Raw genomic sequence first — 24,491 nt, 5'->3', positions numbered from 1 at the left:
GCGGGAGGATCCAATGCGGTTTACCGTCATCAGTGCCACGATCATTGCCGCGCTCGCGGCCGCCGTCACCTTCGGCACCGGGACAGCGGCCGCCGCGGATCCGCTCAGCCAGCCCGACCGGGTCGGGCTACATCTGGATCACGCGGAGACCACAGCCCTCGGCGACGGACCGCTGCCCGCATTGGTGACCATGGTGGTACCGCTCAACCGGATCGGTGCCGGACTCAAAGGCGATACCGAGATCCACCGCGACGAGAACGGCGGTGTGCACGCCTCATTGCGCCAGGTCATCATGGAGGCAGCCGACCATCCGGACGGCACCGTCACGCTGTACCTCAACGCGCCGGGCACCAGGAACGGCCGCGTGCTGGACGTCTATCAGAACTGGAGCTAGCGGCTGGCAGCCGGCAGGGTGGTTCGATTCAGGCGTACATGCACGGCGCCGAGGCCGAGACGGTGTGCAACTGGCACATGAAGTTGTTGTACACACTTGCCGAACCCGAATCAGGCACGAAGATCGGCGCGGGCTGGGCCACCCCAGCCGAAGTGTCGGTCTGAGCGGCGGGCTCCAACGGCAGTCCCGGCGCGGCCCATGCGGGCGCCGCACCGATCACGGCCGCCCCGATGACCGCCGCGCACACTTTCCCGGCAAAACGAATCACAAGCATTTCTCCCAGTTGACACAATTCGGATGCTGGCCGAAAGCATAACGGCCACAACAGCATTCACCGAATGCGGACCATTGCACCGCACGGCCGCGGCACCTGCCCGGTTGTGCGGTCGCGGCCGATGCGCAGGGCTGTCTCTGGTCAGCGCGCCCGCGCGGCACGCACCGTGCGCGCGACGGCATCGATGGCGAGCACACCGGACACCGTGACCAGGACGGCGGCCAGCACCAACCACGGAGCGCTGTAGCGGGTGGCGTCGAAGCCGGGCACGTCACCCGACGGCGCGGAGGTAGTGGTGATCAACCCGGTGCGCCAGCTCACCACCGCGAGAACCGCGCAGCCGAGCGCGAGGGTGAACTCGACCAATGCCGTCAGCATCCGGTCGCCGAGCGCGATCAAGCGTTTCAACGATCCGCTCCCTTCTCGCTGTCTTCGGTTTCCTCGGTCCGCGTGGGCGGGTCGGCATCGGTCCCGCCGAGTGCTTCGGTGAGTGCGGCCCGCAGTCTGCGGTGATCCTTCGCCCACGCCTGCACCGTGTCACCACCAACGAGCCGCAGCCCGATGCCGGTGCGTCGGCGTGGTATCCCGCTCAATTCGCCGAGCGAACGCGCCGATTCCCAATCCTCATCATCCCAGGAGCCCTCGTCCCGCTCGGGCAGCACCGCATCGATCGCCGCCAGCGGCAGGGTCTCGGTGCCTTCACGCAGCGTGGCTGGGGTCAACTCGACGCTCACATGCCGTTGCCCCGCGATCACCTGCAGCACAACGAAACCCGCGATGAGCGCGGCACAGAAAACAAGGGCGAACCAGTGCACCTGGGCAGCGGTCACCAATTCCAGATTCAGCACGACCAGACACAACAGCGGCCCGTAGGCCACCGAGCGCCAGCGCGCGCCCGGTTCGGCGAACAAGATGGTCACGTCATCCCCGGAAGCCGTCACACCGTGCTCCCGGTCGCGCCGCGCAGGGCGACGGGAATCGATATCCGGCCCGGGATCAGCTGACCGCGCCGGGCAGTATCAGCAGCGCGACGGTGATCAATGCGAACAGGATCAGCAAGCTCAGGACGAGCAGATCTCGTCGAATGCTCTGCGGCTGTTGGATCACCACTCGCATCGATGCCTCCGATCTCCCGGAACCATCTGGTCGACGTACTTACCAAGCGTAAGACAACGTGTAACAAACGACTTCTGGTTCCCATGTCCTCCGTGACAACCCTCACGATACATGTTGCCGATTTCTTGACAAACTCGCGGACGGCCGCTCACCTTCGATTCACCTGGAAGTATGCGGTCGAGTCCGGACGGTGACTCAGATACACCGCACCCGCCGCCAGCACGCCCTGCACGATCGCCGCAGCACCGGCCACCAGCGAGGCCGCCCCGGTCACCGCTTCCAGCGCGAACAGGGTACCGACCGCGACCAGCACCAGCCAGACGCCCACGGCGGTCAAAAGCGTGCGTGCCCACAGCTTTCCGCGCACCAACTGATGCACGAACAGCACAGCGAATGCGGCCAGCGCCAACCCGATCACCACAGCGATCACAAAGGCCAACGAGACCATCAGCTCCGCATTGGCCATCGTGAAATTCGGATCGCTGACATGCGCCTGGTCGTACATCTTCTGCGCGAAATCCTGGCGCTGCCGAAACGCCGCGACAACCGACCCGATCATCTGCACAATGCCGAATCCGATTACGCCCCACCACAATTGCCGCGCCGTCCGAATATCCTCGGGTGGTTCCGGCCGCGGTGGCGGGCCGACGACCGGCCCGCGCGGGTCCGGCCCCGGCAGATACACCCCCGGTGGATACGGCCCCGGTGCATACGTTCCCGGCGGAATCGCACCCTGCGGATACGGTCCGGACGAAAGCGCGCCAGGCGGATGCACACCCTGCGGATGCACATCGAGCGAAAGCGACCCAGGCGGATGTGCGCCGGTAGGACCCGTGCCCGGCGGATTCGAATCCGACATCCCGGGCACCTCGGCACCCGGTGACCCAACAGCCGACTCAGCACCCTGCGGCTCAGGTGGATACGACTCGGTCGGATGCACGCCGTCTGGAAATGACACGGAACCGTGCGACTCCGCCCCACCCGACTCGCGATCCGGAGAATTCGGACCGCCCGGCTCGGGGTCGGATGACTGTGTGATGGCCGATTCCGGGCTCGACGACTCGGACTCGAACGACTTCGGATTGCCGGACGCCGACCCCGGCGCCTCGGGTCTGAGCGGATTCGTCACGACAACCAGTGCGCGGCCTCGGTCGCCCAGTAGGTGAGCACCATATCCGCGCCGGCCCGGCGAATGCCGATCAGCGATTCCAGGATGGCGGCACGGCGGTCGATCCAGCCGCGCTCAGCGGCGGCAGTGATCATCGCGTATTCGCCCGAGATCTGATACGCGGCCACCGGCACCGTCGAATGGTCGGCGACATCGCGCAGAATGTCCAGATACGACATCGCGGGCTTGACCATCACGATGTCCGCGCCCTCGGCCAGATCCAGTTGCAATTCCCGGATCGCCTCGCGGCGGTTCGCCGGATCCTGCTGGTAGCTGCGCCGATCCCCTTCCAGTGTGGAGGCGACCGCCTCACGGAACGGACCGTAGAACGCCGAAGCGTACTTCGCCGCGTAGGCGAGGATGCCGGTATCGGTGCGCCCGACCGCGTCCAGGCCGCGGCGGATCGCACCGACCTGGCCGTCCATCATGCCGCTGGTACCGAGCAGACCCGCACCGGCTTCGGCCTGGGCGAGCGCCATATCCACGTAGCGGTGCAGCGTGGCGTCGTTATCGACGGCACCGTCCGCCGACAGCACGCCGCAATGCCCGTGATCGGTGAATTCGTCCAGACAGGTATCGGCCATGACCACCGTCGAATCGCCGACCTCGTCCGCGAGCGCGCGCAGACCCCGGTTGAGAATGCCGTCGGGATCGCTGGCCTTACTGCCGGTGGCGTCCTTGTCCTCGGGCAGCGGCACGCCGAAGAGCATGAGCCCGCCCACCCCCGCGGTGACCGCGTCGACCGCCGCCTTGCGCAGCGAATCCATCGAATGCTGTAGCACGCCCGGCATGGAGCCGATCTCGCGCGGCTCCTCCAGTCCGTCGGCGACGAACATCGGCAGCACCAGTTGCCGTGGCTCGAGAGTTGTTTCGGCCACGAGACGACGCAGGGCGGGAGTACGGCGCAACCGCCGCGGGCGGTCCAATCCGGTCATGAACCGCACGATACGCCCGGCCCGAATGCGCGTCACAAGCGGCGGGTGCGTGAAACCGCCCGCACCATCCGAAAGATGATGCGGCGGTACCGCGAGCTTCGGCGATTACTCAGCCACCACGGAGCGAGTCTTACGAGCGACGTTCGCGGCCCGTCTCGCGGCCGAGTGGCCGAAGCGCATGCGACGAAGTCGCGAGTCTCGGCCGCGCCGCTAGCGACTGCTTGCAGGTCGCTCGAAAGGGTCAGTCGCGAGACAGAAGGGGGCCGCGAACACGCCGCGCCGCATGCGCTGCACATCAGACACAGCCGAAAGCCCTTGTGAGCGAGTGTTTTTGTCGGTGGGCAGGAGTAAAATCGAAAGAGTGTTCGAGGGAATCGCGCCAGGTTCCCGATTGCGATGGGAGGACGCCACCGTGCCCAAAACCGCACCTGAGTCGAAGATTATCGATCGTCCCTATGTTCCGCTGCAGAAGCGGCCGCTGCCCGCCGGGCGGCCGCGTAAGTGGTACATCTCACATAATCGGCGACTCAAGGCGATGCGTCTGACCATCGCCCTGCTGGACTCCGGGATTCACCTGCCGAGCCAGGCCACTAACGAAAGGATCCGGCGCACAGCTGAACTCATCGATATCCGACCGCCGTCCGATACCACCTGTCGCTTGGTGCGGACACTGATGCGCTACAGCCGCTGATCAACGGAGTTCGACGGTTGCGGCGGCTCCGGTTGTGCGGCGAGGGGCCGACGCGAGTGACTGCTTGCAGGTCGCTCGGAACAGCCCTCGCCGCCCAACCGGGTAGGCCACGGATATCTAGCGGCTGCGGCGGCTCTTCTTGCGTGGCGGGGGCAGCAACCCCTCGGCGCGCAGGCGAGCCGCATGCTCGGCCAATGCCTCGACCAGCGGACCGACCTGGGCGACCTCCGGCTGCACATCCACGCGCAGGCCGAATTCGATGGCCGTCTCGGCGGTCTTCGGGCCGATGCACGCAACGATGGTGCGCGCGTGCGGCTTACCCGCGATACCGACCAGATTGCGGACCGTGGAGGACGAGGTGAACAGGACCGCGTCGAAGCCGCCGGTCTTGATCATCTCGCGGGTCTCGGCCGGCGGCGGCGAGGCGCGCACCGTGCGGTAGGCCGTCACGTCGTCGATTTCCCAGCCGCGGTCGCGCAGACCCTCGGCCAAGGTTTCGGTGGCAATGTCGGCGCGCGGCAACAGGACTCGGTTCACCGGGTCGAAAACATCGTCGTAGGGCGGGAAGTCGGCGAGCAGCCCCTCGGAGGACTGTTCACCGCTCGGCACCAGCTCCGGGTTGATGCCGAACGAGCGCACCTTATCCGCAGTGGCCTCGCCGACACAGGCGATCTTCACACCGGAGAAGGCCCGTGCGTCCAGACCGAATTCGGCGAACTTCTCCCATACCGCGCGCACCGCGTTGGTAGAGGTGAACACCACCCACTGGTAGCGGCCGTCGACCAGGCCCTTGACCGCGCGCTCCATCTGCGCCGGACTGCGCGGCGGCTCGACCGCGATGGTCGGCACCTCCATCGGAATGGCGCCGTGGGTGACCAGCCGCTCGCTCATCTCGGATGCCTGCTCCTTGGTGCGCGGCACCAGCACGGTCCAGCCGTACAACGCCCGCGATTCCCACCACGACATCTTCGACCGCTGCGCGACCACCTTGCCGATGGTCACCACCAGCGGGCCGACCAATTCGGAGGCGGCGCTGTTGAGCGTGGCCAGGGTGGCCTCGATGGTGCGCTGCTGTCGGGTGGTGCCGCGCACCGTCACCGCGACCGGCGTCTGCGGCGCCATACCGTGCTCGACCAGCGCACTCGCGGTCTCGGCGAGATGACCCGAGGTCGCCGACAACACCAGCGGGCCAGGTGCGGCGGCCAGTGCGGCCCAGTCGACCTCACCACGCACATCGGCCTCGGTGTGTCCGGAGCCGAGCGCGATACCGGCGAAACTCGGCACCGCGGAACCGTTGGGCAGCCCCGGCAGCACCTCGAAGACCATATGCGAGCGCGTCACCGCATTGACCTCGGCGATCACCGAATCGGTGGTCAGCGGATCACCCGCGACCACCCGGACCACATCGTGCCCGGCGCGGGCCTCGGCAATCAGCGTCTTGGCCACCTCGGTGGGGTCTCCGAGCGCGGGGCGCACGTCCACCGGATGTTCACCATCCTCGCCCGGCTCGACCGCGATACCGATCAGGGCGAGTACGCCCTTGTCGACATCGGGATCGGTGAATGCCAATGTCGCCCGCTCCAGCACCTCGCGCGCGCGCACTGTCAGCAGTGCCGCGTCGCCGGGCCCGGACCCGACGAACAGGATCCGACCTGGATGCTTCTTGGATGCTCGGCTCATGCCCGCACCTCGCTAGCGCTCGGCACGGCCATCGCCAGAGGCGCTGTGCTGTTGATTCGCTCGCTGCGCTCGCTCATTGGTTGTTCTCCATTGGGCTGGAATTGGAAAAGTCAGTGGCGGGCGGGTTAACCGCTGATTCCGGTGTGCTGAGCAGTTCACGGGCGCCCAGATCGAGCAGTTCCCGGGCCAACTCGCGGCCGAGCTCCGCTGCGCGCTCGGGCGCGCCGACCACGGATGCTCGCAGTACATCGGAACCGTCGACGGCCGCCGCACAACCGCGCAGCGAGAGTTCGTCGACAATTCTGCCGTCATCGTCGAGTGATTCGACGATCTCGGCGATCGCGCCGATCGGCGCGGTGCAACCGGCCTCCAGTTCGGCCAGCAGCGACCGTTCGGCAAGGACGGACGCGCGGGTCGCGGCGTCGTCGAATTCGGTCAGCATCTTGATCATTTCGGAGTCATCGCTGCGGCATTCGACCGCCAACGCGCCCTGCGCGGGCGCGGGCAACATCTGCACCGGCTCCAACGCCTCGGTGATCGCGTCGAGCCGACCGATTCTGGCCAGTCCGGCCCTGGCCACCACGATCGCGTCCAACTCCCCCGCGCTGACCTTGCGCAGCCGGGAGTCGAGATTGCCGCGCAGCGGGACGATCTCCAGACCGAGCCCGAGCGCGCGCAATTGGGCCGCGCGGCGCGGCGCCGAGGTGCCGACCTTCGCACCGGCGGGCAGCTCACCGAGCACCAGTCCGTCGCGCGCCACCAGTGCGTCGCGCGGATCCTCGCGGGGCGGGATGGCGGCGATGGTGAACCGTGGATCCTGTGCGGTCGGCAGGTCTTTATACGAATGCACCGCTATATCGATATTCCCGGCGGCCAGTTCGTCGCGCAGTGCCGACGTGAAGACGCCGACACCGAGCTGCTGCACCGGTTTCGAGGACAGATCGCCCGCGGTCTTGACGACCACCAACTCCGCATCGTGTCCGGCCGCGATCAGGGTGTCGCGGACGGTGCCCGCCTGGGTGAGCGCGAGCAAACTGCCCCTGGTGCCGATCCGCCACGGCACGCGAATGTTGCCTGCGGTCACGTTTTCCTCTTCATGCACAACTGTCATGCCGTCTGCCCTTGTTCGTCGCCGCGGTGTCCGGCGGTGAAGTCGTCGGCCAGTGCGATCTCGCCATCGCCGACGAAACGAATCGCGGTGTGCTCGTCGCCGATCGGACTGATCTCCATCGGAGTCGCGACCGCTTGCGCCGCACCGGGTTTGAGCTCGAACAGTTCGCGCAGCGCCTCGGCGTAGGTATCGCCACCCGGGGTGGAGGCCAGTTGCTTGACCCGCACCGTCGGCGCATGCAGCAACTTGTCCACCACGCGGCGCACTGTGCGCGCCACCTCGTCACGCTCCGGATCGGCCAGTCCGGGCAGCCGGGAATCCAGGCGCAGCAATTCGGCCTCGACCACATCGGCCGCACGCTGCCGCAGCGCGGCGACGGTCGGGGTGACCTCCGCCATGCGCTGGCCCGCAAGGTATTTCGCGAGTTCGTCGGCGACGATCGAGCGAGCGGCCGCGGTATCGTCGGCGGCCGCACCGGCCGCCGGATCGTGCTGCAGGGTCTCGATGTCGATGACGGCGACACCGGGCAGTCCGGCCACGGCGTGTTCGACATCGCGCGGCAGCCCGAGATCGCAGAACACCAACGGTCGTTCCACCGCGCTGGCGCGCTCACGGTCGGCGAGTGCGCGATGGGTATCGGCCAGCGTCACCACCGCGCCGACCGCGCCGGTACAGGTGATGACAACATCCGCGGCCGCCATCGCCTCGGTCAGCCGCGACAATTCCATCGACTCGGCCTCGACACCGTGACGGCGCGCGGTCGCGGCCAGCCGCTTGGCGCGGGCCGGCGTGCGATTCACCACGATGATGCGGCCGATCCCCGCCCGCGACAGATGCGCCACCGCGAGTCCGCCCATCGCACCGGCCCCGAGCACAACGGCGGTCTGTCCAGCGAGCGGGCCGAGCACCTGCTGCGACCGATCCAGGGCCACCGAGACCACCGACGCACCGGCCCGGTCGATACCGGTCTCCGAATGCACCCGCTTGCCGACACGCAGTGAGTGCTGCGCGAGTTCGTGCAGGGTCCGCCCGACCGCCTGGTGGGCATCGGCGGAGGCATAGGCGGCGCGGATCTGGCTGAGCACCTGCTGCTCGCCGACCACCATCGAATCCAAGCCGCTGGCTACCGCGAACAGATGTTCTGCGGCGGCCTCGCTGTAGCGCACGTAGGCATGCTTGGTCAGATCCGGCAGCGGCAGTCCGGAATGTTTGGTCAGCAGTTCACCGACCTCGGCGAGACCGCCGTGGAAGGCGTCCACAACGGCGTAGACCTCGACGCGGTTGCACGTGGAGACGATCATCGCCTCGGACACATGGCTGGAAGTGAGCATTCGATCGATCAGTTTCGGCCGGTCCGCGTCGGTGATCGCGACCTTCTCCAGAATCGAGACGGGCGCGCTGCGATGCGAAATCCCGACTAAAAGAATGCTCATGGTGTAACCACCGATCCCTTGCTGGATGGCTCCGTTGCCGAATGCGAGGTCGTCGAGTGCTTGAGTGCCGGATGTCCGGCAGCAGTGTGCGCGGGCGCGCGGTGGGCGATGCGGCTGGACGAGACGGCGTGCGCGACCTCGGGCAGCGACGGCGCATTGCGTGCGGTCTCGAACGACAGCATCTGCAACTCGACCGCCAGATCGACCCGGCGCACCTCCACCGTCTCCGGTGCGGTCAGCTCACACGGGGCAAAGCTCAGAATCGACTGCAACCCGGAGGCGACCAGCAGATCGCACACGTCCTGTGCCGCGTCGTCCGGCACGGTGAGCACCGCGATGGTCGGCTTCAACGCCTCGACGTCGGGGACCAGGTCGGCGACATCGCGCACCACCAGACCGGCGACCGACCTGCCGATCACCTCGGGATGGCTGTCGAACATGCCGACCACGGTGAAGCCGCGTCGCCGGAACCCGCCGTAGCCCACCAGGGCCCGGCCCAGATTCCCGGCGCCGACCAGTACCACCCGATGTCCCTGCGACAGCCCGAGCACATCCTCGATCCTGGTGCGCAACTTGGCGACGTCATAGCCGACACCCCGAACACCGTTGGGGCCGAGGAAGGAAAGGTCCTTGCGCAACTTGGCCGAATTGACACCCGCCGCGACAGCCAGTTCCTCACTCGATACGATGGCAACACCGTCGTCGGCCAACATGGCGAGCACCCGGAGATACGTGGCCAGCCGCGCCACCGTGGCCTGCGGGATGTCCTTTTGCAGAGCCCTGCCGGAGACGCCGCTCGGCGTCTCATGCTGCTCTGTCACGTCGTCGGCTCCTCGTTCCGGCCTCCGGCGAGGTCCGGTTCATGTTCGACCTCGGGGCGGTCCGGTGCCATGGTCGAAGTATTCGGAATGCTGGGTTCACTACGCGGTGGCTCCGCAGCCTCGGCATGCGGGTCGCGTGCCACCACCGTAACCGCTTGTGCAGCCCTTCACAAAGTCGGTGAATTTCGCCTCATTTTCCGCCGCGACCAGCAGCGCGGCGGAATCGGGCCGGATCAGCAATCTTTCAGCGAGTCAAGTCGGCCCGCAATCGGGGCTCGTCGACATCGAAATAGCTGTGCTCACGGCCGTCCACAAGCACGACGGGAAGCCGGTCGCCGTACTCTGCGCGCAGGCCAGGGTCGGTTCCGGCAGCTTCGTCGACATCGACGGTCGACGGCTCGATATCGAAATCGGCGCAGATCGCCCGAAGTTGCTCCAGCGCGGTGACACACAGCCCGCAGCCTGATCTCGTCAGCAGCGTCACCGAATGTGTGGGATTGGTCATGGCCGATATTAAATCCCCTCGCCAACGCCCCGATCGGAGCGCGCGGTAGTGCCTCGACTGTCACCGCGGCCAGCTAATGTGGTTGTGGTTCGCGCGACGGGCGGAGGTACTGGTGCCGGAACGATCGAAGGTGGCAAGGGCTGGTTTCATCGCGGGACGATTCGGTGAGTTTCCGGTGCGGTGGAATCAGGGTCGGCTCGGCCAGGGTCTGCAGGACCAGCTCGCGCGCATCTCTCGCAGCCCCTTCGGCCCGAGCGAGGAAGAGCTGCGGGCCAATCTGGCCGGTGAGGCCAGTGCCGAGGCGGCGTTGTCACTGCATGAATCCGAACTCGCCGAAGCCGATGTCGAGGCCGCCGGGCCCGAGGTGCCGCGGGATCTGACCGCGGCAGCGTTCTTCGATGTCGACAACACCATGGTGCAGGGTGCGTCGATCGTGCATTTCGCCCGCGGCCTGGCCGCGCGCAAATACTTCAAAACCTCCGATCTGGTGGATGTCGCCTGGAAACAGGTGAAATTCCGGGTCACCGGCAAGGAGAACAGCACCGATATGGCCGCGGGCCGGGAGAAGGCGCTGGCGTTCATCGCCGGCCGCCCGACCGCCGAACTGGCCGCCCTCGGCGAGGAGATCTACGACGAGATCATCGCCGACAAGATCTGGCCTGGCACACGGGCTTTGGCGCAGATGCACCTGGACGCGGGGCAGCAGGTGTGGCTGGTCACCGCGACCCCGGTCGAGCTGGCACAGGTCATCGCGAAGCGGCTCGGACTGACCGGCGCGCTCGGCACGGTCGCCGAGAGCGTCGACGGAAAGTTCACCGGGCGACTGGTCGGCGACATCCTGCACGGACTCGGCAAGGCGCATGCCGTGCGCACGCTGGCGATCCGAGAAGGCTTGAACCTCAAGCGTTGTACTGCCTATTCCGACAGCCACAACGATGTGCCGATGCTGTCGCTGGTCGGCACCGCGGTGGCGATCAATCCGGATTCGGATCTACGTGAGGTGGCGAAGAATCGCGGCTGGGAGATCCGTGATTTCCGCACCGGACGCAAGGCCGCCAAGATCGGCGTACCGACGGCGCTGGCACTCGGCGCCGCCGGTGGCGCGGTCGCCGCGGCGATCACCCGACGCCGCGAGCATTAGCCCGTGAACGGGTTGCGGCGCTTGGTGAGCAGTTTGTAGAGGGTCTGCTGAATGGTTTCGCGAACCTGGTCGGTGACCTCGAACATGGTCATCGGATCGTCCGCGTCTTCGGCTGCGTAGCCGGTGGTCGCGATGGGCGCGCCGAATTCGATGTACCACTTCGACGGCAGCGGCAGCGCACCGAGCGGACCCAGATGCGGGAACAGCGGCGTCACCGGGAAGTACGGCAGATTGAGCAGCCGGGCGAGCGGCTTGATATCGGCCAGCTTCGGATAGATCTCCTCCGAGCCGACGATCGAGCACGGGATGATCGGCGTGCCCGTGCGCACCGCAGCCGCGACGAATCCGCCGCGACCGAAGCGCTGCAGTTTGTAGCGATCGGTGAATTGCTTACCGACGCCCTTGAAGCCCTCCGGGAATACACCGGTCAATTCGCCTGCGCGCAAAAGCCTTTCGGCATCCGGATGGCAGGCCAGGGTGTGTCCGGCCTTGCGGGCGAGACCGCCGAGCACCGGCATCTCGAAGACGAGATCGGCGGCCAGCAGACGCAGCGCGCGTTCCTTCGGATGCCGGTCGTGGATCGCCAACTGCAACATCAGCCCGTCGAGCGGAATGGTGCCAGCATGGTTGGCGACGATCAGCGCACCGCCGGACTCAGGAATATTCTCGATTCCATTGACCTGCACGCGAAACCAATAATCCGAGAGCGGCCGCAGCGCGGGCAGGATCAACGATTCGAGCAGATGTTCATCGAAGCCGAATTCGTCGACCTGATAGTCGCCGGTGAGCCGACGGCGCGCGAAATCCGCGGTGGTGCGGATCTGCTTACCGATGGTGCCGCGCAGCACATCCGACACCGACCGCGGTGTCGGCGGCTCGGCGGCCGTGAGACGTTCGGTCAGCGATGTCACCACCTGGCTCGGCGTGACCTCGCCGGTAACCCGCTCCGGCCAGCGCCGCGGCGTGGTGCGCTGGCGCGTTTCGATATTCAGATCGTGGAGTTGGATGACTTTCGCCACATCATTCATATGTGTGCTCCCGTACCGGCCCCAGCAGGCCGAGCAGTTTATGTTCTGCGGCATCGATCCACGCTGGATCAATGACGGGCCGCGACGCTGCGCCCCCGATGAAGTCATCGAATGCCTGCACCGTCGTCCAGCGCGGGACGAACCCGAGTTCGGTGCGCATCCTGGTGGTATCGAGGCCACAGCCGAAATGGAAATAGTCGATCTGCTCACTAGTGAAATCACGCATGATCGGGCCCATGAGCGCCCGGCCCGCGGTGCGGAAGACCAGCCACGGGATCGGCAGCTCGATCCGGCCCGCACGCCGGATGGCCTGTGACAACACTATCGCGCCGTCCCCGGCGATGTTGTAGGTGCCACCGGGTGCTTGCCGGGCCGCGTGCGCCATCGCGGCAATGGCGTCCTCCTCGTGCAGCAACTGCAGTCTGGCATCGCGCCCCAGTACCGTTGGCGCGACCGGTGAACGCAGATACTGCACACCGCGCCCGGCCAATCGCGGGCCGACAATGGGCGCCAAACGCAAAATCGACGCGGCGATATCGGGACGCCGCCGCGCCAGCCCGCGGACAAATCCTTCGATTTCGATCATGTCGCGGGCAAACCAACCGCTCGGTGGGGTACGCGCGCTCATTTCTTCGGTGAATTTCGCGGGATCCTTCGCGCTACATCCGTAGACCGCGGAGGTCGAGCGCACCACAACGCGCCGCACCGAAGGCGATTTCTGACAGACCGCGAACAGTTGCATGGCGCCGAGGACATTGAGGTCCTTCATCACTGCCCGGCCGCCACCGGCCGGTGGATGCGTGACCATCGCGGCGTGTACCACCGTATCGACCTCATTGCCGCCGATCACCTTGCGAATCAAGGGATTTCGAATATCGGCGCGAACGAATTCGGCGCGACCCATGCGCCGTTGCAGCTCACGACTCGGGGTCATGGTGTCGACGGCCAGGATGCGTTCGATGTTCTGATCCTGGGCCAAACGCGCGATCACGTTGCCACCGAAAAATCGGCTGGCACCGGTCACCATCACCACCTTGGGTGTATGTCCGTACCGTATCTCAGAACCCACCGCACCGGATCCCAACTGTGACAGCCCCCCAAATTCCATTTGCTGCGGTACCAGAGTAACCGGTCGACTCCGACGCGCAGCCAGTATTAACCAGCTTCTAACGATGACTTCAGTCACCCGAAACACGAGCGGCTTTCAAAATTCGCTGTTTCAAAAAGAAAAGCCCGCCACCAATCGGTGACGGGCCCTCCAGCTAACGCACTGATCGTTTCGAGCGACCTGCGAGCTGTTGCTACGGCGGGACTTACTTGCCGAGTTTGCGCCGCTGAACACGCGTGCGGCGAAGCAGCTTGCGGTGCTTCTTCTTCGACATGCGCTTGCGGCGCTTCTTGATCACAGAACCCATAGGGTTGTCCTCGCGTTCTCTCTACTCGGCGCGCACGCCAATCACGTACGCCTATTTCAGCGTCCGCGCCGCTAGCTGGCACCGGACACCACAAAGCGGTGCCGCCGGCAGGCGCACACGAACCGAGGGTTCATCCTACCGGGACACCGATAAGCTGATGAAATCGCCTCACCCAGCGTCGAAGTAGGACGTCTCCAAGTAGTCGTGCACCGCCTTGGCATGCACCCGGAACGAGCGACCGACCCGTACTGCGGGCAGCTCACCCGAGTGCACCAGCCGATACACCGTCATCTTGGACACCCGCATGAGATTCGCAACCTCGGCGACGGTGAGGAACTGGGTACCTCCGCCGAGCACCGATTGCGACGGAGCCGCCGAACCGCCTTGGGTCCGGGAACCAGCCCGGCCACCCGATGGTCCGGAACTTCCTGGCGACGTTCCTGAGCTATTCGCAGACATCTTGTTAGACATCATCGCACCACTGACCTCCGGCACGTCCGCGCCGCCGGCTTCCCCACCGGCGGAACAGACACGCACGTGCTCCTTGAAGCTTAGCGGGACCAGTGAGATTACTGCGACGGGTGTGAGAAATCAGGTTTACATGCAGGGAACCGACCGGTCATCCCATCGACGCACAGCGTTCGGTCACCGCACACCCGGGACGCCTCAGGTAGCGCTGGCGCCCACACCGTCGTTGGCACCCTGCTCGGCAGATCGTTGCTGTGCCGCGTGCAGAGCCTCGAGGAAGGCCGAGCGCACCCCACCGCGCTCCAATTCGCGCACCGCGGCGGCGGTCGTGCCCGCCGGCGAGGTCACGGCGGCACGCAGCTCGACGGCGGTCTGTCCGGAGCTCTCGAGCAGGGCGGCCGAGCCGATCATGGTCTGCACCACGAGTTGAGTGGCGACGTCGCGGGTCAGGCCGAGCCCGACACCGGCATCGATCATGGCCTCGACCACCAGGAAGAAGTACGCGGGTCCGGAACCCGAGACCGCGGTCACCGCATCCATCTGCGCCTCGGTCACCGTCGCCACCTTGCCCACCGCGGCGAGCAGCTCGGTCACCTGGGCCAGCTGTTCCGACCGCGCGTAACGGCCCGGCGCGAGCACACTCATGCCCTGGCCGACCAGCATCGGGGTATTCGGCATCACCCGCACCACCGGGAAGCCGGCTGGCAGCCTGTTCTCCAGGCGCGCCGTCGGAACACCCGCCGCCAGCGACACCAGGATCTGATCACGATCGACGTCGAGTTCGGCCTTGCCGAGCTGGGTCATGACGGCATCCACATCACCCGGCTTGACGGCGATGACCAGGATATCCGCACCGATGATCGCGTCCGCGATCGAATCGGTGACCCGCACGCCCAAACGGTCGCCGATGAGTTCGGCCCGATCGGCATGGGTCTCGACGACGACCAGATCCTTCACCGCCCGCCCGGAATCGAGCAATCCGGCAATCAACGCCTCCCCGATGCGACCGCCACCGATCACCGCAACTCTCGTCATGGGCCTAAGGCTAGTCGCGCGGCAGTATCGGCTCGGCGCAGGGCAAGACCAGCCCTATCGCCGTTGCGGCACCAGCGCGAGCTGACGGCTCTGTGCGACCACCGCACCGGTCGAGTCGAGAACGAGCTGGTCCTCGTCGAACATGCGCTCACCGACCTCATGGCTGGTCGCGATGATCCGCAGCCAGCCGGGGGCCGGCCGGCGGCGCAGATAGGTCGTCATCTGCACCGTCGGGGCCCAACCGAAGTGGCCGAGATTCACCGGGACCGGCGGGCTCATATCGGCGGACATGATCGCGAAGTACATGGCGACATCCGGATCCCGCTGATCGCCCTCGAATGGCCGCATCCAAAGACGCAGGCGCGGTTCACCTTTCGCGCCGTCGAGGAATCGGGCCCAGTCCCGGTCGATGAACAGTTCGGCGCCCTGCGCCACATGGACAACCTTGCCCATCGGCGAATCCCGGTATCCGACCGCATCGGCGGGCGGTTCGACCGCCATATCACCGTGCTGCGGCGCGTAGATCGGATCGGCATCGTCGAGATGACCGAAGGTGAACGCGGTGCGCGCCAGCGTGCGCCCACTCTGGATCAGGTTCACATCGACCAGGCAGATCTGGCGGCCCACCTTGCGGATGTGCACCTCGTACTCGACCTCGCCCGGTTCGGGTGCGCCGAGGAAGTCCGAACTCGCCGCGATGGGGGCCATGGCAACCAGAGCCGGATCGGAGGCGCGCAGCCAGCGGGTGGCCGCGGCGGCGCTGGCCGCAACCATAGTGCCGCCGTGCACCTTCGGCCCGATGGTCCAGATTTTGTCGATGATGCCCAGGTAGCGGCCGGTATCCGGATTGGCCGAGAGCAGTTCGGTCAGTGTGCACACCCGGCTGAAGGGTGCGGCCGTCGGGATGGCTTGCTCGAGGTCGGCGGTCAGCTCCGGCATCGTCACTCCTGTCGTCGGTCGGCCGCGTCGACGGGACACAGCATTCGTACAGCGTAGAACGAAGGATTAGCGAGTCGGAACTCCCCTCCGCCGACAGATCGGTGCGGCGGTCACACCCGGTTGGCGTGCGTCGGTGCCGGAGCGGGTGCGTTGAAGTGTGTTCTGGCGAAGTCCACCGTGCGGTTCAGCATGCCCGCGCGGTCCTGGGTGGTCCGCGCGTTCTGGGTATTGATCTCGGCGATCACATGGCCGGCGAAACCGGAGCGCAGCAGTGCCGCGCACAGCTCGATACAGGGCTGAGTGCCCTCGCCCGGCACCAGATGCTCGTCGTGCGCCGCGCCGCGGCCGTCGGCGAGATGTAGGTGCGCGAGGCCGGTGCCCATCCGCGCGGCCAGGGCCAGCGGATCGGCACCGGCGGTCGCGGTATGCGAGAGATCGAGAGTGTAATGCCGGAATCCGGTATCGGTCGGATCGTAGGACGGACTGAATGCGGTCACGCCGGGACCGGGGCCGCCGCGACGCTCCAGCCGCTTCACCGCCCCGGTCTTGCGACCGAAGAGGGAGTCCGCGCGCATGGGGAACATATTCTCCACCGCGACGATGACGTGACCGTGCTCCTCCAACTCGGCAACCTGATCGGCGAAGCCCTGCGCATACCTGCGCTGCCAGCGGAACGGCGGATGCACCACCACGGTGCCCGCACCGAGCGCCTCGGCGGTGCGCACACTGCGCTCGAGTTTGGCCACCGGATCCGAACCCCACACCCGCTGCGAGATCAGCAGGCACGGTGCGTGGATCGCCAGGACCGGCACACCGTATTTGCGGGAATATGCCTGCACCGCGGCGATGCTCTGGCTGGCCGGTTCGGCCCAGACCATCAATTCGATACCGTCGTAACCGATTTCGGCCGCGTATCGAAAGGCCGCCTCGGTGTTCTGCGGATATACCGAGGCCGTCGAGAGGCCGACGCGGATCTGCTGGCCGTGGGATCCACCGGCCGCTTCGACGGGCGAACCGGATTCGGTGCGCACCTCGGGATCGAGAGCGCGTCCCCCGGTCGCGCTCGCCGATCTGGTGTCGTCCGCCTGCCCGATGTTCCCCACAGCCGCTCCCTGCTCAGTTTGTACTGAGTAGAAAGGCTAGCGGTCCGAGCGTGACGAAGATGCCGACGACGACGGCTATCACCGTGCTGGTGATGTCATCGGTGCGCCGCAGTATTCGCACCAGCGCCACCAGCCCCAGGATCACGACCATCGCCAGGCACAGCGCCACCCAGGGCAGCATTTCCCACATGCGCTCGAAACCCTTGAAAAGCAACATTCCGGCGACCGCGGCGCCGGTGCTCTGACCGCCCAGAATCATCCATTGCCGGCGATTTGGGTCGTACTCCGACCTGCGTGCGATCCGCGAGCGAGCGCGTCTCGGAGACAGGCGGGAAGCGAACGAATGGTCCGAATCGACATCGTCGTCGTCGAAATCCTCGTCGTCATCGAGGGCATCATCGGTCGGGAACGGTTCGTACACATCGGTTAGACCGTCGTACCCCTCATCCGGCTCGGCGGGACCGGTGTCGCGCTTGGATCGGCCGCGTCGTCCTCGCCCGTTGCGTTCGGCGGCGCGTCCGTTCGCCCGCTCCGCCTCGGCGCGTTCGACTTCGTCGCGCAGCAGATCGCCGGCCACGGTCTGGCCCGAGACGAGCTGTTGATCCTGACTGGCCAGCGACCACGCGGCGGTGGGGATGCCCTCGGATTCGGGCGCGTTGTTCTTGGGCGGTACATGTCTTCGCACCGACCAGGCGGGCAGAGCCCCGTCGGCCGGGCGGTCCCGTCGTGCGGGTCTGCGCTGATCCGGCGGCTCGGGATAGGCGTCGCGGTCGAGCCCCGATCGCGACAGACCATCCGGCGGCGGGGACATCGGCAGCGGGGCGGATTCCGGGGCGAAGCCATTGGTGGACGGCGACCATCCCACAGTCGCGGGTCCTTCGGCCGCCTCCGCCGCCTCGGCCGCCTCCGCCGCCCGTCGCCGGGCAGCCCGACCTCCGAGTCTCGCGCCGTTCTGCTGCGGGTCGGGCGGGGCGTCCGCGCCGCGGCGGCCGATGCCGTGACCGAGTTCAGGCATCGGCTGTACGTCAGTGGTCTCATCGTCTGGTTCGGCATGCCGACGGCGGCGGCCGGGGCGGCCGGAGTCGAGCGCAGGGGCGGCATCGGCCAGTGGATCACGCGCGAACGGATCGGACGCCGGGGCGTACAGATCCGATATCGGCGCGGACAGCGGATCCGCGGGTGCGGCACGTCGCGACACATCCGGACCCGGCATTTCCCGCCCCGGCATGGCCCGGCTCGACCATCCCGGCGCGGGCAGCGGATCGGCGGGCGCCTCCGGCGCGACGTAGCCCGAGAGCGGGTCGTAGCGGGTGATCGGGCCCGACATCGGCGAGTAGTTGGGTAATTCGGGTGCGGCGTACGGTGCCGGATCCGCCGCGGCGTACGAAGTCGGTTCCGGGGCGGGCGTTTCGAAACCGGACGCGTACCCGCCGGACTGGAAACCGGAGGGTTGGTAATCCGACCCGTCGTATCCGGCGGATTCGTACGAGGGTGGTTCGTAGGCCGGTTCCTCGTCCTCGGGTGCGGCGTGCGCCGAATGGCCACCGCCGCCGCCGGCCGGAATGGCGGGCAGATCACCGGTCAGCTCGGCCACCGAGATGCCGCGGCCACTGCGCCGCCGCCGTCCGCCGCCACCGGGCGATGCCGCGCCCTGCTGACCGTTGCGTGCCAGCAGCTCGGCAACCGATAGTTGCTTGGAATCCTCACTCATGACGACACCGTTTCGATCGGGCCCGATAGACCGCCGCCGGGCACCGGCTTACCGCTCGTTTCCACAACGGCACCCGGCACTGCCGTCGCGCTCGGTCCGCCGTTCATATCGGTATCCAGTTTGCGCAAGATGAGTCCCTCGCGCAGTGCCCACGGACAAATCTCGAGGGTATCCAGCGATAGTGCCCGCATACTCGCCTCCGCGACCAGTGCACCAGCCACCAATTGCTGTGACCGATCGGAACTTACGCCTTCCAATTCTGCACGGTCCGCCGCCGTCATTCTCGAGATGAAGGCAATCAGTTGGCGCAGACCTGAGCTGGTGAGTGTACGGCGCACCCGCAGCCCGGCCGAAGAAGGAGCCGCTCCGGTCAACCGGGCCAGCGACCGAAAGGTTTTCGATGTCCCCACCGCGAGATCTGGTTTCCCGGCATCGAGCAGCTGTTTCGCCGGTGCGACGAGTTCCGCGTCGAGCCAATCGCGCAGCACCGCGACGCGGCGCTTACCCGGCGGATCCTCGCGCAGCCACTCCCTGGTCAACCGTCCCGCACCGAGTTGCAACGAGAGCGCGACATCGGGCTCCTCGTCGCCGCCGTTGGTCATTTCCAGCGAGCCGCCGCCGATATCGAGATTGAGGATCCGACCCGGGCTCCAGCCGTACCACCGACGCACCGCGAGGAAGGTCAGCCGGGCCTCGTCGACACCGGAGAGCACCTGCAGTTCGACGCCCGCTTCGGCGCGAACCCTGGCGAGTACCTCATCGGAATTCGCGGCGTCACGCAGCGCGGAAGTTGCGAACGGCATCAGTTCGACGCACCTGGAAGTCTCGGCGATGCTGGCGAATTCCGCGACCGTCGCGATCAACCGCTCGGCCCCCTGAACGGTGATGCGACCGTCGGAATCCATATTCTCCGACAGCCGGAGGGTGGCCTTTGTGGAGCTCATCGGCATCGGGTGACCACCACGATGGGCGTCCACCACAAGCAGGTGGACAGTATTGCTTCCAACATCGAGTACCCCAAGCCGCACATGAATACGGTACTGGGTGAACCGGCCCTTTAGCCCAGGCGACTGAACTGTTAGCGTCCTGAAGTGTGACGGTAGGCGCAAAAGCGAGGGAGCGAAGCGAGCAAACCATGTTACAGCGCGCATCGCGCACGACGGAGCCGAGCGTCAGCGAGGCGGAGTCGTGAGTGGCTCCAAGAGGCTCCGACCAGCGGGGAAGATCGATCCGGCGCCGGAGGTCGATCTCGACTTTCCCCGTGAATGGATCGAATTCGTGGATCCAGCAAACGACGAGCATGTGATCGTCGCGGATTTGACCTGGCTGCTGTCGCGCTGGACGTGTGTCTTCGGAACTCCGGCCTGCCAGGGAATTCTGAGCGATCGCCCCGATGACGGCTGTTGCTCGCACGGCGCGTTCCTCTCCGACACCGACGATCGCAAGCGCCTGACCAAAGCTGTGAAAATGCTCACACCGAGCGACTGGCAGCTGATGGACGAGGCCACCGACGCCGACGGCAAGATCACCAAGAAGGGCTATCTGGAACTCGACGAGCTGGAGGACGAGCCCGCCCTGCGCACCCGCCGCTTCGACGGTGCGTGCATTTTCCTGAACCGCCCCGGCTTCGCCGGCGGCGTCGGCTGCGCGCTGCACACCATGGCGCTGCGCAAGGGCATCGAGCCGCTCGAGGTGAAGCCCGATGTGTGCTGGCAGCTGCCGATCCGGCGCACCCAGGACTGGGTGGATCGTCCCGACGGCGTACAGATCCTGAAGACCACCATTACCGAATACGACCGGCGCGGCTGGGGTCCCGGTGGCGAGGATCTCGATTGGTACTGCTCCGGCTCACCCGACGCCCATGTCGGCGCCCGTCCGGTGTGGCAGTCCTACGCCCCCGAACTGAAGGAACTGCTCGGCGCACCCGCCTACGAAGAGCTGGCCAGACACTGCAAGCGGCGCGAGGGACTCGGCCTGATCGCGATCCATCCGGCGACCGTCCATGCCGACCGGATGAAACCCGACCAACCCATCGCCGACCAGTCGGCGTGAGGTTTGCAATGCGGGTGATTCACCTCCCCGCTATGCGGGCTTCACTCGAATGGGGTTGGATGCGGTCATGGTGAAGAAAGCCCTGACCCTGACCGCTATCGCGCTCGGCGCCACTGCCGCGCTGACCGGCGCCGCGCACGCCGAACCCAACGGTGACCCGGCCAAGTACGCCGATTTCACCGCCGACTTCCTGCCCGCCAACGCCCCCGAGGCGATCAATGCCCAGGCCAATGGCAAGAACCTGATCATGAGCCCGTACGGCGTCTCTCGCACCATCGCCTGCCGCGGCACCAGCGCGGCCGATGTCTACGACTGCATGCAGGAAGACGATCTCGGCTGGATCACCCTGCGCAAGAACGACGTCCCCGGTCTCGGCCCCACCTGGGTCTACCTGCCCTGATACTCCCCCGCGTCCCCGAGCCTCTTGCCGATCGGTAAGTGCAGGCAAGTTGCGTCGCGGACTTGCGGTTCAGCCCACCGTCCGTTTCGGGCGTGCCCGACAAGTAACCCATGTTCTTACGAAATCAGTTGCTACGTTTCGTAAGAACATGGGTTCTTCGGCTTCGGATCAAGCCTCGAGCTTGTAGCCGAGGCCGCGGACGGTGACCAGGTGCTCCGGCTTGGCCGGATCGCCCTCGATCTTCGAGCGCAACCGCTTGACGTGCACATCGAGAGTCTTGGTATCGCCGACGTAATCGGCGCCCCAGACACGGTCGATCAGCTGGCCGCGGGTCAGCACGCGACCGGAATTGCGCAGCAGATATTCGAGCAGATCGAATTCCTTCAACGGCAGGGTGACCTGCTTGCCGTTGACGTGCACGGTGTGGCGGTCGACATCCATCCGGACCGGTCCGGCCTCGAGCACACCACTCTCATTGCCGCCGTCGAGTTCATCGCCCGCGCCGCGGCGCAGCACGGCCCGGATGCGGGCGATCAGCTCGCGCGCCGAGTACGGCTTGGTGACGTAGTCGTCGGCGCCGAGTTCCAGGCCGACCACCTTGTCGATCTCGCTGTCCCGCGCGGTGACCATGATCACCGGGACACCGCTGCGGGTGCGCAGTTGTTTGCACACATCGGTGCCGCTCATGCCGGGCAGCATGAGGTCGAGCAGCACGATATCGGCGCCGGAGCGGTCGAATTCGGCGAGCGCCGATGGTCCGTCACCGACGACGGTGACATCGAAGCCCTCCTTGCGCAGCAGGAACGCGAGCGGATCGGCCAGCGACTCCTCATCTTCGACGATCAGAACAGTCGTCATCTGCGTGCCTCCACACCATTCGGTCTGCCCGGCCCCGTGGGGCGCGGGTGTATTTCTCTCATGCTCACCTCGGTCCCGTCGACCTCTTCTTCGCCGTCGGATTCATGGTGGGCAGGTATTCGCAGGGTGAACGTCGATCCAGTGCCGAGCTTGCTCCACAGGGTGATCTCACCGTTGTGGTTGGCCGCCACGTGCTTGACGATAGCCAGGCCGAGCCCGGTGCCACCAGTGGCGCGTGAGCGCGCCTTATCGGATCGGAAGAAACGTTCGAACACCCGCTCCTGATCTTCCTTGGCGATGCCGATGCCGCGATCGGTCACGGCCATCGCGACGTGATCGCCGCGCAGTGAGCGGCTCACCGAAACGTGGGAGCCGGTCGGTGAGTACGCGATGGCGTTCTCCACCAGGTTGGACAGCGCGGTGACGAGCAGGGTTTCGTCGCCGAGTACCTCGAGTCCGCTCGGGTGATCGGTGCTGACGGTGATGCCCGCGGCCTCGGCGGTGGTGCGGGAGCGATCGACCGCCTGCATGACCACGGTGTCGACGTCGACCACCTCGAGCTCGGGTAGCTTTTCCGCGCCCTGAAGTCGCGAGAGCGCGATCAACTCGGTCACCATCTTGCCCAGGCGCCGGGATTCACCGAGTACACGCTGACCGAAGTGCCGGACCGCCGCGGGGTCGTCGGCCGATTCCAGCATGGCCTCGGCCAGCAGGCTCATCGCGCCGACGGGGGTCTTGAGTTCGTGGCTGACATTGGCGACGAAGTCCCGGCGGGTGGCCTCCATGCGGGCCTGCTCGGAATCGTCGTCGGCGAAGAGCACAGTGAAACTGGTCTCTTCGCGCGATAGCTGCCTGGCCACGCCGCGCACCGCGATCCGGCTGCGGCCGGGCATCGGGTTCTTCGCGGTGAGGTCGAATTCAGCGGATTCACCGGTGGCGAGCACCTTCTCCACCGCGGCCCAGGCGCGTTCGTCGAGTAGCCGGTTGCGGACCAGGCCGAGTTCTTCGGCGCGCGGATTGACCAGCACCACATCGCGGTACTCGTCGACGACCGCGATTCCGCTCTCGGAGGCGAGCACGATCAGGTCGAGCACCTGCGACATGGTCAGACCGGAATCTTCCTGTCTGCGGGCGGCCTGCCTGGCGTTCATGAACGGGATCAGTAGCCCGCCGACTGCCAGGCCGACGACAGCCGCGAGGACTGCCAGCAGAACGGCCTGGGAAACACTCACACTTGAATCGTACGGTCGCCGACCGACAACCCAACTCGGGGTACGCGAAGTTTCACGCAGGTCATGGGCACTTCCAGGACCGTTAGCCGCTTGTTTACGCGTTGTTCTCCCCCGCCTCCCCGAGCCTTTTCCCGAGCAGATCGCGTCCGGCTTCGGTCGGTTCGCATTCGACGGGGGGTGGGGCAAGGAACAGCAACGCGCCGCGACCGACGCCGGTCGCGGCGCGTTGAGGTGGGTAAGTGCCTATTTGCCGCCCTGGCTGGCGACGGCCGCGGCACCCGCGGCGGCGGCCTCGGGGTCCAGGTATTCGCGCGGGCGAACCGGGCGCAAGTTCTCGTCCAGCTCGTAGCGCAGCGGAATGCCGGTGGGGATGTTCAGGCCCGCGATCTCGTCATCGGAAATCCCGTCCAGGTGCTTGACCAGCGCGCGCAACGAATTGCCGTGCGCCGCGACGAGAACGGTCTTGCCCGCGACCAGATCCTTGGAGATGGTCGACTCCCAGTACGGGACCATCCGGTTCACCACGTCGAGCAGGCATTCGGTCTTGGGGACGTCGATGCCGTCGTAGCGCGGATCGTCCTGCTGGCTGTACTCGTTGGCCGGGTCGATGGGCGGCGGCGGGGTGTCGTAGCTGCGCCGCCACAGCATGAACTGGTCGTCGCCGTACTGGTCGCGGACCTGCGCCTTGTTCTTGCCCTGCAGATCGCCGTAGTGGCGCTCGTTGAGGCGCCAGTCGCGCACGACCGGGATCCAATGCCGGTCGGCGGCGTCCAGCGCGATGTTCGCGGTACTGATCGCGCGACGCAGCAGCGAGGTGTAGACGATATCGGGCAGGATGCCGTGTTCGGCCAGCAGCGCCCCGGCGCGCTTCCCCTCGGCGATGCCCTTATCGGTCAGGTGCACATCCACCCAGCCGGTGAAAAGGTTCAGGGCATTCCATTCGCTCTCGCCGTGGCGCAGCAACACGAGGGTGTACGTCAT

Annotated in this window: 27 protein-coding genes; 5 read left to right on the top strand and 22 right to left on the bottom strand. The window is 66.4% G+C overall.

Annotation, left to right across the window (positions count from 1 at the left end; genetic code table 11):
• Positions 1-13 precede the first annotated feature (13 nt).
• Positions 14-394 (top strand): hypothetical protein, encoded by a 381-nt coding sequence (locus AB0J29_RS25610; RefSeq protein WP_364791167.1) that lies wholly within the window; start codon positions 14-16, stop codon positions 392-394.
• A gap of 28 nt (positions 395-422) precedes the next feature.
• Here the strand turns inward: AB0J29_RS25610 and AB0J29_RS25605 are convergent, their stop codons facing one another.
• The 5 genes from AB0J29_RS25605 to hemB form a co-directional block, all read right to left on the bottom strand.
• Positions 423-668 (bottom strand): hypothetical protein, encoded by a 246-nt coding sequence (locus AB0J29_RS25605; RefSeq protein WP_364791164.1) that lies wholly within the window; start codon positions 666-668, stop codon positions 423-425.
• A gap of 141 nt (positions 669-809) precedes the next feature.
• Positions 810-1,076, bottom strand: coding sequence for a hypothetical protein (locus AB0J29_RS25600; RefSeq protein ID WP_364791161.1), 267 nt, complete (start codon positions 1,074-1,076; stop codon positions 810-812).
• The gene (locus AB0J29_RS25595) at positions 1,073-1,609 is read right to left on the bottom strand and encodes a hypothetical protein (protein ID WP_364791158.1); all 537 of its coding nucleotides are present in this window, start codon (positions 1,607-1,609) and stop codon (positions 1,073-1,075) included. Before AB0J29_RS25595 ends, AB0J29_RS25600 begins: the two co-directional genes overlap by 4 nt.
• 323 nt (positions 1,610-1,932) lie before the next feature.
• Entirely contained in the window at positions 1,933-2,643 is a 711-nt protein-coding gene (locus AB0J29_RS25590; protein ID WP_364791155.1) for a hypothetical protein, read from the bottom strand.
• A 266-nt stretch (positions 2,644-2,909) separates the two neighbouring features.
• Positions 2,910-3,887 (bottom strand): porphobilinogen synthase, encoded by a 978-nt coding sequence (gene hemB / locus AB0J29_RS25585; RefSeq protein ID WP_364791152.1) that lies wholly within the window; start codon positions 3,885-3,887, stop codon positions 2,910-2,912.
• Positions 3,888-4,248: 361 nt separating this feature from the next.
• On the opposite strand from hemB, the gene AB0J29_RS25580 reads away from it, so the two are divergent.
• Complete coding sequence (locus AB0J29_RS25580; protein ID WP_364791149.1) at positions 4,249-4,578, top strand: hypothetical protein; 330 nt, start codon at positions 4,249-4,251, stop codon at positions 4,576-4,578.
• A gap of 117 nt (positions 4,579-4,695) precedes the next feature.
• Here the strand turns inward: AB0J29_RS25580 and AB0J29_RS25575 are convergent, their stop codons facing one another.
• The 5 genes from AB0J29_RS25575 to AB0J29_RS25555 all read right to left on the bottom strand — a co-directional run bounded on the left by AB0J29_RS25575 (position 4,696) and on the right by AB0J29_RS25555 (position 10,128).
• Positions 4,696-6,258 carry a bifunctional uroporphyrinogen-III C-methyltransferase/uroporphyrinogen-III synthase gene (locus tag AB0J29_RS25575; RefSeq protein ID WP_364500091.1) on the bottom strand — a complete coding sequence of 521 codons (1,563 nt, stop codon included), beginning with the start codon at positions 6,256-6,258 and terminating at the stop codon, positions 4,696-4,698.
• A 73-nt stretch (positions 6,259-6,331) separates the two neighbouring features.
• Complete coding sequence (hemC, locus tag AB0J29_RS25570) at positions 6,332-7,369, bottom strand: hydroxymethylbilane synthase (RefSeq protein ID WP_364791146.1); 1,038 nt, start codon at positions 7,367-7,369, stop codon at positions 6,332-6,334.
• The gene (locus AB0J29_RS25565; protein ID WP_364791143.1) at positions 7,366-8,802 is read right to left on the bottom strand and encodes a glutamyl-tRNA reductase; all 1,437 of its coding nucleotides are present in this window, start codon (positions 8,800-8,802) and stop codon (positions 7,366-7,368) included. Before AB0J29_RS25565 ends, hemC begins: the two co-directional genes overlap by 4 nt.
• Complete coding sequence (locus AB0J29_RS25560; protein ID WP_364791140.1) at positions 8,799-9,623, bottom strand: redox-sensing transcriptional repressor Rex; 825 nt, start codon at positions 9,621-9,623, stop codon at positions 8,799-8,801. The genes AB0J29_RS25565 and AB0J29_RS25560 overlap by 4 nt, the downstream gene beginning before the upstream one ends.
• Positions 9,624-9,867: 244 nt before the next feature.
• On the bottom strand, positions 9,868-10,128 hold the full coding sequence (locus tag AB0J29_RS25555) for a glutaredoxin family protein (protein WP_364791137.1): 261 nt from the start codon (positions 10,126-10,128) through the stop codon (positions 9,868-9,870).
• Positions 10,129-10,258: 130 nt separating this feature from the next.
• On the opposite strand from AB0J29_RS25555, the gene AB0J29_RS25550 reads away from it, so the two are divergent.
• Positions 10,259-11,269 carry an HAD-IB family hydrolase gene (locus AB0J29_RS25550; RefSeq protein WP_364791252.1) on the top strand — a complete coding sequence of 337 codons (1,011 nt, stop codon included), beginning with the start codon at positions 10,259-10,261 and terminating at the stop codon, positions 11,267-11,269.
• Here AB0J29_RS25550 and AB0J29_RS25545 read toward each other — a convergent pair.
• From AB0J29_RS25545 to AB0J29_RS25505, 9 genes are all read right to left on the bottom strand, one after another.
• Positions 11,266-12,297: a lysophospholipid acyltransferase family protein gene (locus tag AB0J29_RS25545; RefSeq protein ID WP_364791135.1), complete on the bottom strand. Its 1,032-nt coding sequence runs from the start codon at positions 12,295-12,297 to the stop codon at positions 11,266-11,268. The genes AB0J29_RS25550 and AB0J29_RS25545 overlap by 4 nt on opposite strands.
• The gene (locus AB0J29_RS25540; RefSeq protein ID WP_364791249.1) at positions 12,290-13,324 is read right to left on the bottom strand and encodes an NAD-dependent epimerase/dehydratase family protein; all 1,035 of its coding nucleotides are present in this window, start codon (positions 13,322-13,324) and stop codon (positions 12,290-12,292) included. Before AB0J29_RS25540 ends, AB0J29_RS25545 begins: the two co-directional genes overlap by 8 nt.
• A 286-nt stretch (positions 13,325-13,610) precedes the next feature.
• Positions 13,611-13,712 carry an AURKAIP1/COX24 domain-containing protein gene (locus tag AB0J29_RS25535; RefSeq protein WP_003402602.1) on the bottom strand — a complete coding sequence of 34 codons (102 nt, stop codon included), beginning with the start codon at positions 13,710-13,712 and terminating at the stop codon, positions 13,611-13,613.
• 168 nt (positions 13,713-13,880) lie between these two features.
• The gene (locus tag AB0J29_RS25530) at positions 13,881-14,069 is read right to left on the bottom strand and encodes a helix-turn-helix domain-containing protein (protein WP_040696222.1); all 189 of its coding nucleotides are present in this window, start codon (positions 14,067-14,069) and stop codon (positions 13,881-13,883) included.
• 309 nt (positions 14,070-14,378) lie between these two features.
• On the bottom strand, positions 14,379-15,215 hold the full coding sequence (proC, locus tag AB0J29_RS25525; protein ID WP_364791132.1) for a pyrroline-5-carboxylate reductase: 837 nt from the start codon (positions 15,213-15,215) through the stop codon (positions 14,379-14,381).
• A gap of 54 nt (positions 15,216-15,269) precedes the next feature.
• A complete protein-coding gene (locus AB0J29_RS25520; RefSeq protein ID WP_364791129.1) occupies positions 15,270-16,154 on the bottom strand; it encodes a thioesterase family protein in 885 nt (294 codons plus the stop codon).
• A gap of 110 nt (positions 16,155-16,264) precedes the next feature.
• Positions 16,265-17,128 carry a sugar phosphate isomerase/epimerase gene (locus AB0J29_RS25515; RefSeq protein WP_364791246.1) on the bottom strand — a complete coding sequence of 288 codons (864 nt, stop codon included), beginning with the start codon at positions 17,126-17,128 and terminating at the stop codon, positions 16,265-16,267.
• Positions 17,129-17,270: 142 nt separating this feature from the next.
• On the bottom strand, positions 17,271-18,968 hold the full coding sequence (locus AB0J29_RS25510; protein WP_364791126.1) for a hypothetical protein: 1,698 nt from the start codon (positions 18,966-18,968) through the stop codon (positions 17,271-17,273).
• Positions 18,965-19,996 (bottom strand): Ppx/GppA phosphatase family protein, encoded by a 1,032-nt coding sequence (locus tag AB0J29_RS25505; protein WP_364791123.1) that lies wholly within the window; start codon positions 19,994-19,996, stop codon positions 18,965-18,967. The genes AB0J29_RS25510 and AB0J29_RS25505 overlap by 4 nt, the downstream gene beginning before the upstream one ends.
• A 160-nt stretch (positions 19,997-20,156) precedes the next feature.
• Between AB0J29_RS25505 and AB0J29_RS25500 the strand changes: the two genes are divergently transcribed.
• Both AB0J29_RS25500 and AB0J29_RS25495 read left to right on the top strand, forming a co-directional pair.
• Positions 20,157-21,020: a hypothetical protein gene (locus AB0J29_RS25500; protein WP_364791120.1), complete on the top strand. Its 864-nt coding sequence runs from the start codon at positions 20,157-20,159 to the stop codon at positions 21,018-21,020.
• Between the two features lie 67 nt (positions 21,021-21,087).
• A complete protein-coding gene (locus AB0J29_RS25495) occupies positions 21,088-21,420 on the top strand; it encodes a hypothetical protein (RefSeq protein ID WP_364791117.1) in 333 nt (110 codons plus the stop codon).
• A gap of 168 nt (positions 21,421-21,588) precedes the next feature.
• Here AB0J29_RS25495 and AB0J29_RS25490 read toward each other — a convergent pair whose 3' ends face one another.
• The 3 genes from AB0J29_RS25490 to AB0J29_RS25480 all read right to left on the bottom strand — a co-directional run bounded on the left by AB0J29_RS25490 (position 21,589) and on the right by AB0J29_RS25480 (position 24,491).
• Positions 21,589-22,278 (bottom strand): response regulator transcription factor, encoded by a 690-nt coding sequence (locus AB0J29_RS25490; RefSeq protein WP_364791114.1) that lies wholly within the window; start codon positions 22,276-22,278, stop codon positions 21,589-21,591.
• Positions 22,275-23,510 carry an ATP-binding protein gene (locus AB0J29_RS25485; protein ID WP_364791111.1) on the bottom strand — a complete coding sequence of 412 codons (1,236 nt, stop codon included), beginning with the start codon at positions 23,508-23,510 and terminating at the stop codon, positions 22,275-22,277. The genes AB0J29_RS25490 and AB0J29_RS25485 overlap by 4 nt, the downstream gene beginning before the upstream one ends.
• A gap of 243 nt (positions 23,511-23,753) precedes the next feature.
• Positions 23,754-24,491 carry a phosphoglyceromutase gene (locus AB0J29_RS25480; RefSeq protein WP_364791108.1) on the bottom strand — a complete coding sequence of 246 codons (738 nt, stop codon included), beginning with the start codon at positions 24,489-24,491 and terminating at the stop codon, positions 23,754-23,756.

Origin of the sequence: Nocardia sp. NPDC049707 (assembly GCF_040674855.1) — a bacterium.
Lineage (GTDB): Bacteria > Actinomycetota > Actinomycetes > Mycobacteriales > Mycobacteriaceae > Nocardia.
The sequence above is the reverse complement of the archived record's forward strand: the minus strand, read 5'-3'. Positions and strand labels throughout refer to the sequence as shown.

What these genes read in the sequence shown, in the direction of transcription:
- AB0J29_RS25610 (WP_364791167.1), top strand. Translation starts at nt 14, where the DNA reads ATGCGGTTTACCGTCATCAGTGCCACGATCATTGCCGCGCTCGCGGCC.
- AB0J29_RS25605 (WP_364791164.1), bottom strand. Translation starts at nt 668, where the DNA reads ATGCTTGTGATTCGTTTTGCCGGGAAAGTGTGCGCGGCGGTCATCGGG.
- AB0J29_RS25590 (WP_364791155.1), bottom strand. Translation starts at nt 2,643, where the DNA reads ATGTCGGATTCGAATCCGCCGGGCACGGGTCCTACCGGCGCACATCCG.
- hemB (WP_364791152.1), bottom strand. Translation starts at nt 3,887, where the DNA reads ATGACCGGATTGGACCGCCCGCGGCGGTTGCGCCGTACTCCCGCCCTG.
- AB0J29_RS25575 (WP_364500091.1), bottom strand. Translation starts at nt 6,258, where the DNA reads ATGAGCCGAGCATCCAAGAAGCATCCAGGTCGGATCCTGTTCGTCGGG.
- hemC (WP_364791146.1), bottom strand. Translation starts at nt 7,369, where the DNA reads ATGACAGTTGTGCATGAAGAGGAAAACGTGACCGCAGGCAACATTCGC.
- AB0J29_RS25565 (WP_364791143.1), bottom strand. Translation starts at nt 8,802, where the DNA reads ATGAGCATTCTTTTAGTCGGGATTTCGCATCGCAGCGCGCCCGTCTCG.
- AB0J29_RS25555 (WP_364791137.1), bottom strand. Translation starts at nt 10,128, where the DNA reads ATGACCAATCCCACACATTCGGTGACGCTGCTGACGAGATCAGGCTGC.
- AB0J29_RS25545 (WP_364791135.1), bottom strand. Translation starts at nt 12,297, where the DNA reads ATGAATGATGTGGCGAAAGTCATCCAACTCCACGATCTGAATATCGAA.
- AB0J29_RS25540 (WP_364791249.1), bottom strand. Translation starts at nt 13,324, where the DNA reads ATGGTGACCGGTGCCAGCCGATTTTTCGGTGGCAACGTGATCGCGCGT.
- AB0J29_RS25535 (WP_003402602.1), bottom strand. Translation starts at nt 13,712, where the DNA reads ATGGGTTCTGTGATCAAGAAGCGCCGCAAGCGCATGTCGAAGAAGAAG.
- proC (WP_364791132.1), bottom strand. Translation starts at nt 15,215, where the DNA reads ATGACGAGAGTTGCGGTGATCGGTGGCGGTCGCATCGGGGAGGCGTTG.
- AB0J29_RS25520 (WP_364791129.1), bottom strand. Translation starts at nt 16,154, where the DNA reads ATGCCGGAGCTGACCGCCGACCTCGAGCAAGCCATCCCGACGGCCGCA.
- AB0J29_RS25510 (WP_364791126.1), bottom strand. Translation starts at nt 18,968, where the DNA reads ATGAGTGAGGATTCCAAGCAACTATCGGTTGCCGAGCTGCTGGCACGC.
- AB0J29_RS25495 (WP_364791117.1), top strand. Translation starts at nt 21,088, where the DNA reads ATGGTGAAGAAAGCCCTGACCCTGACCGCTATCGCGCTCGGCGCCACT.
- AB0J29_RS25490 (WP_364791114.1), bottom strand. Translation starts at nt 22,278, where the DNA reads ATGACGACTGTTCTGATCGTCGAAGATGAGGAGTCGCTGGCCGATCCG.
- AB0J29_RS25480 (WP_364791108.1), bottom strand. Translation starts at nt 24,491, where the DNA reads ATGACGTACACCCTCGTGTTGCTGCGCCACGGCGAGAGCGAATGGAAT.